General features: G+C 58.7%; 5 protein-coding genes. All 5 read right to left on the bottom strand.

The features are described from left to right. Window positions 1-207 precede the first annotated feature (207 nt). Window positions 208-1,089: a GyrI-like domain-containing protein gene (locus tag P792_RS24715; protein ID WP_023977970.1), complete on the bottom strand. Its 882-nt coding sequence runs from the start codon at window positions 1,087-1,089 to the stop codon at window positions 208-210. 482 nt (window positions 1,090-1,571) lie between these two features. After that, window positions 1,572-2,450, bottom strand: a complete 879-nt coding sequence (locus P792_RS24710) for an ABC transporter substrate-binding protein (RefSeq protein WP_023977968.1) — start codon at window positions 2,448-2,450, stop codon at window positions 1,572-1,574. Then, window positions 2,447-3,028: an ANTAR domain-containing response regulator gene (locus tag P792_RS24705; RefSeq protein WP_023977967.1), complete on the bottom strand. Its 582-nt coding sequence runs from the start codon at window positions 3,026-3,028 to the stop codon at window positions 2,447-2,449. Before P792_RS24705 ends, P792_RS24710 begins: the two co-directional genes overlap by 4 nt. A 3-nt stretch (window positions 3,029-3,031) precedes the next feature. After that, the gene (locus P792_RS24700; RefSeq protein WP_023977966.1) at window positions 3,032-6,910 is read right to left on the bottom strand and encodes a bifunctional nitrate reductase/sulfite reductase flavoprotein subunit alpha; all 3,879 of its coding nucleotides are present in this window, start codon (window positions 6,908-6,910) and stop codon (window positions 3,032-3,034) included. A gap of 6 nt (window positions 6,911-6,916) precedes the next feature. Further along, a partial coding sequence (nirD, locus tag P792_RS37955; RefSeq protein ID WP_023977965.1) for a nitrite reductase small subunit NirD occupies window positions 6,917-7,149 on the bottom strand: 233 nt, incomplete at its 5' end.

Here is a 7,149-nt window from a genome sequence, read left to right as displayed (position 1 = left end):
CCCGCGACGGGCTTTGGAACAGGATCGGCAAACTCATCGATCAGGTCGCGCCCGCAGAATGCGCCAACTTCTTCACCGCCGCTGGATACGAGCCAGATTGAGAGGAAAACGCTCTAGCAGCGCCTCCTTGCAAACGGTGATTGGTCAAGGAGGGGCACCTTTGTTTGCCAAAGGAGTCCACAAGACCAATACCGCCCTGCCACCGCACTATTTTAGCGGCAAGAACAGGTCTACGACCGCCTCATGCTCTGGCACCTCCGGAAAAAAGGCGATGCGCTGGCAATAGAGCGGAAAATCGCGCGCATTCTCCCCGCTGGCCGGTAGCCAATCACGGTAGAGATATAGGGCGGCAGGCTCCAGATTGTCGGTGTTGCCGACGACGCGCAGGACCGCGCAACGCCCGCCGGGGATGGTACCAGCCTCAATTTCCTCGCCGTTTTTCTCGATGGGGCGATCGGTGCCGACGCACAGATCCATCCGGTAATCGGAGGGCAGCGTCGTGCGCGGATCTGAGTGAAAGACGTTGAAGGTTGGACTGGTCTTCGGCGACAATCCGGCTGTTTTGCGCCAAGCGATAAAACGCTGAATGGTTGCGCCAATTGTCGCTGGATCACCGCGATGTTCCATAATCGCCACAGGCGTCGGGGCGACGTCTCGGATCGTTACGTCGGAAGGATTGAACGTGGTCTGCATAAGCTTGCTCCTCGCGTTATTGAGAGGCCGAAAGGCCGCAAGCCACGGCTCCCAACTGGGAGCTTTCCTGAACGATGACGGCGATTGCCCTACCCGTTGTCGAAAGGCGCGGGCAAAAGCATCCGGGGCATTGTAACCAGCATCCATCGCGATTTCGGTGACGTTCTGCGCGTCTCTATAGGCCAGTTGGTAGGATGCCCGTTTCATGCGGGCGAGCTGGATATAGCGATGCACGGACAAGCCGAAGGTCGCCGTGAATTGCCGGTGGAAATGATATTTCGAGAAGGCCGCAATGCCGCTTACCGCATCAAGGTCCAGATCGTCGTCCAGGTGCTGGTCGATGTGATTCAGCACCCTCTGCATCCGGGCATGGTAGTTGTGAAGTGCATCCCTCATCTCATCCTATCCTCCGTGGCAACACCAGCTAGACGGTTCCGGATGCGACGCGCTCGACCGATCTTGCGATTCTAGTATTGTCTGCGGGTATTTCCGATTGCTTATTCTGAAAAAAGCACGGCGTGACGGCAAAAATGGCGGTGTCCATCATGTCGGAAATCATGTATTTTTCGACATTGGACCGATCGCTTGGAAAATGGCTCGGGAAACGGATCTTCTGATATTCGTAAGACGCTGTTGGAATGCCCCTTGCATCGGAAACTGACCACTTCAGGTTTTCCAACACGCTAAACGTATATCCGCGCCCATTTTATGTACCACCCTCTATATTAGACTCTCTTCTGTGCGAATTAATCTTGTTTCGAATGCGCATGAAACTCGAACCTCGCTACCTTCCCATTGCTTTACGTCTTGCCAGACCTCCCTCACGCTCTTCTCTTTCGATCTGATCCCAGAAATCGCCGAATGGTCTTGCAACGGTATTATTTGCTCCATGGAAGGAGGTCGTCATCGGCATTTATCCAGCTTAGCGCCTGCATCTCGGCAGCGATCCAGTCGATGGACTGATCATGTGATCGCCCAAGCTCGATCGCATGTGGAGCAATGCGGCTAGGCATAATCGCCTGTACAGCTTTCGTCGGGAGGGCCAGCCCACCCGCGTCGACGGGACGGCTCAGCATGCCGAGCGACGTTTCATGCTCCGCTGGGTCGAGGCAATGGGCGATCGATGTCTTTAGGACGCGCGTCAGTTGCATGGCATGCACGGGGTGACGTTCCGCCCAAGTCTCGGTCACGACGCACTGCTTTTCCAGATGACCTGGCTTGATAGCTGCCGATCCGCTAACGATTCGCCCAAGTCCAGCCTGTTCCGCGGCAGTGCCCCATGGCGGTCCAGCGCAGAAACCATCGATTGTCCTGTTTGCCAGTGCTTCCAGCATCATATCGGGCGGCATGATGATCAGATGTTCGAGCGCGCGCGGGCACTGTGCGAGCAGATACCGCCTCAACAGCAGGAAATGCGTCGAATAAGGGTGAACAACTGCCATGCATGGTGCAGACCTCTCAAGATAAGTCTGGTCGCGTAGAACGATCGTGTTGCCACCGAAGGACAGATCGGCAACAACCCGTAACGGTGTCGGTCGGCCACGCTTACCCAGATAGGTCATGATCGCAAGCGGCGGGAAGACCACGGCCGCGTCCAGCCGTCCCCAGCTCAACCCGTCCGCGATATTGGCCCATGACGGTTCCACCACGATGTCAGCTTCAATATCGGCCTGCGCGAACAGATTTTTCTCATGAGCCATGAGAATCGGCAGACTGTCAGCTAACCGCAGGAGGCCGATACGAAACGGAACGCTCATGACTTCGGCCCCGGAGCCTTACGGTCGAGATACTGATGACAGATATCGACCATGCGGCGTCCATCCTGCATCGCGCGCTTTTGGAACCATCGATGGGCGGCGGCCTCACTGGTATTTTCAGATTTCATGAATAGTCTCTTGGCTTGATCGATTGCTGCGCGATCAGACAGATGGCGCTGTGCATCGCTCAGGGCGCGCGCCTGGGCCTGAAAGCGACCGAAGAGTGCTATTGCCGCTCTCAGTAGCGGCTTGACGTCGTGTGGGAGGGTCTCAATCACGTTATAGGAGCACACACCTGCATCAAAGGCTTCGCGCATCAGCGCCTCGTCATCCCGATCAACGAACAATGCGATTGGGCGATCCGTGCCTGCCCCAGCCAGCACGCGTACACTGTCAAGCGCATCGCGATCCGCACGGTCCAGATCGACCAGCACAATATCGGGTTGCACCATCCGCACCGCATCAAGCAGGGTCATGCCCGGTTCGGGCCGCATGACCGTCAATGCTGCATCGACACTCAGTATGTCTGAAAGGGCGACGGCACGACGAGGACTGGAATCGGCGATCAAGACACGCATGCCTTAATAGACATCCCTTGCATATCGTCCGGACCTCGTCATTTCATCCACATATCCCGCCGCTTGCGCGGGTTCCATATTCCCATGCTGCTCAATGATTTCGCGCAGGCACAGATCGACATCGCGAGCCATGTGGCTCGCATCGCCGCAGACAAAGACATGTGCGCCACGCGCGATCCAGTCCCATAAGGCAGGGCCAGCGGCCTTCATGCGATCCTGAACGTAGATGCGAGCCTCTTGATCACGCGAGAAGGCCAGATCGATCCGGGTGAGGATCCCGTGTGCCTGCAACGCCGCGAGTTCGTCGCGATAGTAAAAACCAGAGGCTGCATTGCGTTCACCAAAAAATAGCCATGCTTCGCCAGGTGCCCTCATGGCTGCGCGATGCTGCAGGAAGCCACGGAATGGGGCGATACCGGTGCCCGGTCCGATCATGATGATTGGGGTCGCGGTATCGTCTGGCAGACGGAAGTGTCCGGATTTCTGCACGAACAACGCCACATCTGCACCGATCTGCAGTCCCGCGAGCCAAGGCGAACATGTTCCGGGATAGGGCTCGCGCACGACCCCCACCGTGAGATGGACTTCGCCCGGATGGGCAAGAGGTGAGGACGCAATGGAATACAATCTTGGCTGCAGCCTGCGGAACAGGGTCGGAATCTTGTCCAGCGTGATCGCGCGCCCAGCGGACTGAAGCATCTGAGGCAAATACCCCGATTCTACCTCAAGATGCTCTTGCATGGCGGTATTGGCTCGCGACAGGTCAAAATGAGTCGTCAACGCCTCGCGTAATGTCACAGTACCAGACAATGGCAGATCGATTGGTGTTTCACCTTCGTATCCAAGGGCACATAATACTTGGTCGACGACCTCGACCCGATTGTGCGGCCAGACACCCAAAGCATCGCCTGGCTCATAGGCAAGATTTGTTTGCGCAATGTCGAATCCGATCAACCGTGTTTGCCGGCTGGCGCCTTCGGGCGTCAGCAGAACATTTTGGCACAGTTTCGCTATTACGGGCGTATTGCGTGGAGTGAGCGTAATGGTTGCAGGAGGGATCGACGCGCTGCTTTCTCCTAGGATCGCGCATAACCGTGCTTGCCATTCGGCGCGGCCGACGTCGTCATCAGGCTCGCAATCGTAGCGTCCCTGCAGCGTCTTGCTCCCAAGTTCCGCCAGTCGAGCATCCAAAGCGCGACCGAAACCGCAGAAATTCGCGTAACTCGAGTCCCCGAATGCTAGCACGGCATGGCGCATGTCGATGATCGGTGTGGAACGGGCCTGAAGCGCACCCCAGAATGAGGCAGCGCAATCGGGGGGATCCCCATCCCCGAATGTCGACACGACAAAGATTATATTCCCTTGGGGCAAATCATCAACGCTGGCTACATCAAGGCAGATGCATCGGCCACCCAGTGCAGCAGCTAGCCCTTTAGCTGCGTCTTCCGCTCGTCCGGTCTGAGAGGCCCAGAATACCGTCGGATGCGGGGAGTACGTTTCTAAGTTGCTCATCGGCGCGTCGTGCGGTTTGCGTGCATACAGGCCTGCCAGCAACCCATCGATCCGCAAGCGTTCCGTCTCGGAGAGCGGCGCGCGATGCGGCACGACCGGTAAATCATCCGAAGGGGGCGATAGGCGTAAGCCTTCGAGAAAGCCTGCAAGCCAGTGCTGTGCCATCTCTGACAAGGGAGCCGATGCTATCTCCCCGACCTTCAACTGAGCTGCAAGGCGAGAAACAATGTCTAACTCTGGCATAATTATAGGCGCTGCTACTCGCGTTAGGTTGACCGCACACAGCTTGAATCCGGGCTGGAGCGAGATCGGATCGACCGCGTCAGGCGTCAGGACATTAACCGCCAGATCCGCTCCGAACGCATCGTTCCAGTGAAACGGGGCAAAACACACACCCGGCGGCACACGGTCGCTGATCCGGACAGGCAAGGTCGCCGACCCGCGACGCGACCGGATCAGCACACGATCGGCAGGATCGAGCGCCAGATCGTGCGCAGTATCTGGATGCACCTCCAGAAACGGCTCCGGATGCAGCTTGCACAAGGAGTCGACCGTGCCTGTCTTGGTCAGCGTGTGCCAATGATGCTGCAGACGACCCGTATCCAGCACAAACGGATACGTTGCATCCGTCCGTTCGCCCTTTCCCAGAAAAGGCCGCGCAAGAAACACGGCCCGACCGTCATCGGTTGCAAACCGCGGACCCGACCGTGGATCGGGCCGGTAACGGATCGGGTGACGTGCCTTCGAATCGCCGGGGGGGCTCGGCCACTGAACCGGACCCTGCATCAGCCGCGCATGACTGATTCCTGAAATATCGTAGCCCGTCCGGGGGTTGGCAAACCCGGCCGCCTCGGCAAATACCTCGGCGGCACTGGTAAAATCGAATCCTTCATATCCCATGGCGCGCGCGACACGGGCTATAATGTCCCAGTCCGGCAAAGCCTCGCCTGGCGGCGGCACAGCGGCACGTGTCAGGGTCATGGTCCGCTCGGAATTGACCTGAACGCCATCCCCTTCAGCCCAAAGGGCACCAGGCAGAAGGATGTCGGCATAGGCCGTCGTTTCCGCACTCCTGAAAGCGTCCTGCACAATCACGCATTCCGCCTTCTGCAATCCGGCAATCACGCCATCGCGTCGCGCAACGCTTGCCACCGGATTGGTACAGATAATCCAGACCGCCCTGATCTCGCCCCGGGCCATCGCCTCGAACAGGCCGATCGTTCCGAAACCCTCTGCCTCGCGGATCGTATCGGGCGGTAGCCCCCAGACTTTCTCGGCAAAAAGACGATCCTCTGCCACCATTGCACTGCGCTGACCCGGCAGACCCGGCCCCATATAGCCCATTTCCCGGCCACCCATCGCATTGGGTTGACCTGTCAGGGAAAACGGACCGCTGCCGGGTTTGCAAATCGCCCCGGTCGCCAGATGCAGGTTGCACAGCGCGTTGGTATTCCAGGTTCCGGTCACACTCTGGTTCAGCCCCATGGTCCAAAGGCTCATCCAGGCCCCCGATTCCGCAATCCAGTAGGCAGCCTGCTTGAGATCGTCGATGGCAATACCCGTCGTTTCGGCCACCTGCTCAGGCCCGTACTGCGCCAGAAACGGGACCATTGCCTCCCATCCTCGGGTATGAAGGGCTATGAACTCCCGGTCGATTGCATCCCAGGCCAGAAGCAGATGCAGGATACCGTTCAGCAGGGCAAGATCGGTTCCCGGCCGGATCTGAAGAAACAGATCGGCCTTGTCGGCTGTCGCGGTCCTGCGCGGATCGACCACAATCAGCCGTGCGCCCTGCCGCTTGCGATCCAGCAGCCGCAGGAACAGGATCGGATGGCAGTCCGCCATGTTCGCACCGATAACGAAAAACAGATCGGCGTGATCGAAATCCTCATAGGAGCCGGGCGGAGCATCCGCGCCCAGCGAGGTTTTGTATCCTGCCCCTGCAGACGCCATACAGAGGCGCGAATTGGATTCGATATGCTGCGTGCGCCAGTACCCCTTGGCCAGCTTGTTGGCGAGATACTGCGCCTCCATCGTCATCTGACCGGATACGTAGAGCGCCAGAGCATCCGGCCCGTGCGCATCGAGAATGGCACGCAACCGCTGCGCCGTCCGCCCGATCGCATCCTCCATGTCCAGGCGCTGCGGCTCCGCATCCCGCGCAGGCCGGATCGCCGCATGGGTCAACCGACCGGGTGCTGTAATCGGCTTGTCACAGGAACTGCCCTTGGTGCAGAGCCGCCCGCGATTGGCCGGATGGTCCGGATCGCCGCGCAGCTTCACGATCCGGCCAGCCTCAACCTCGAAAACAATGCCGCAACCTACTCCGCAATAGGGACAGGCCGACCGGATGGCATCAGGCAGGGCCATATCGGCTCAGACCGGAACGAGGGCCGGTTCCGGCGTCCGGATCTCCACCCGTCCCTCATGAATCCGCGCATCCCATACGCGCAGGGCAACGCTTGCATCCTCTAGGCATTCCCCGTCACGCAGACGGAAATGCTGCTTGTAGAGCGGAGAGGCCACCACAATTTCTCCTTTCAGATCGCCTATTATTCCGCGTCCGATGACATTGGCCTTCGAAAAGGGATCATGATTGTCGATGGCAA

It is taken from the genome of Asaia sp. SF2.1, from assembly GCF_000505765.1.
Lineage (GTDB): Bacteria > Pseudomonadota > Alphaproteobacteria > Acetobacterales > Acetobacteraceae > Asaia > Asaia bogorensis.
This window is presented reverse-complemented; position numbering and strand designations above follow the sequence as displayed.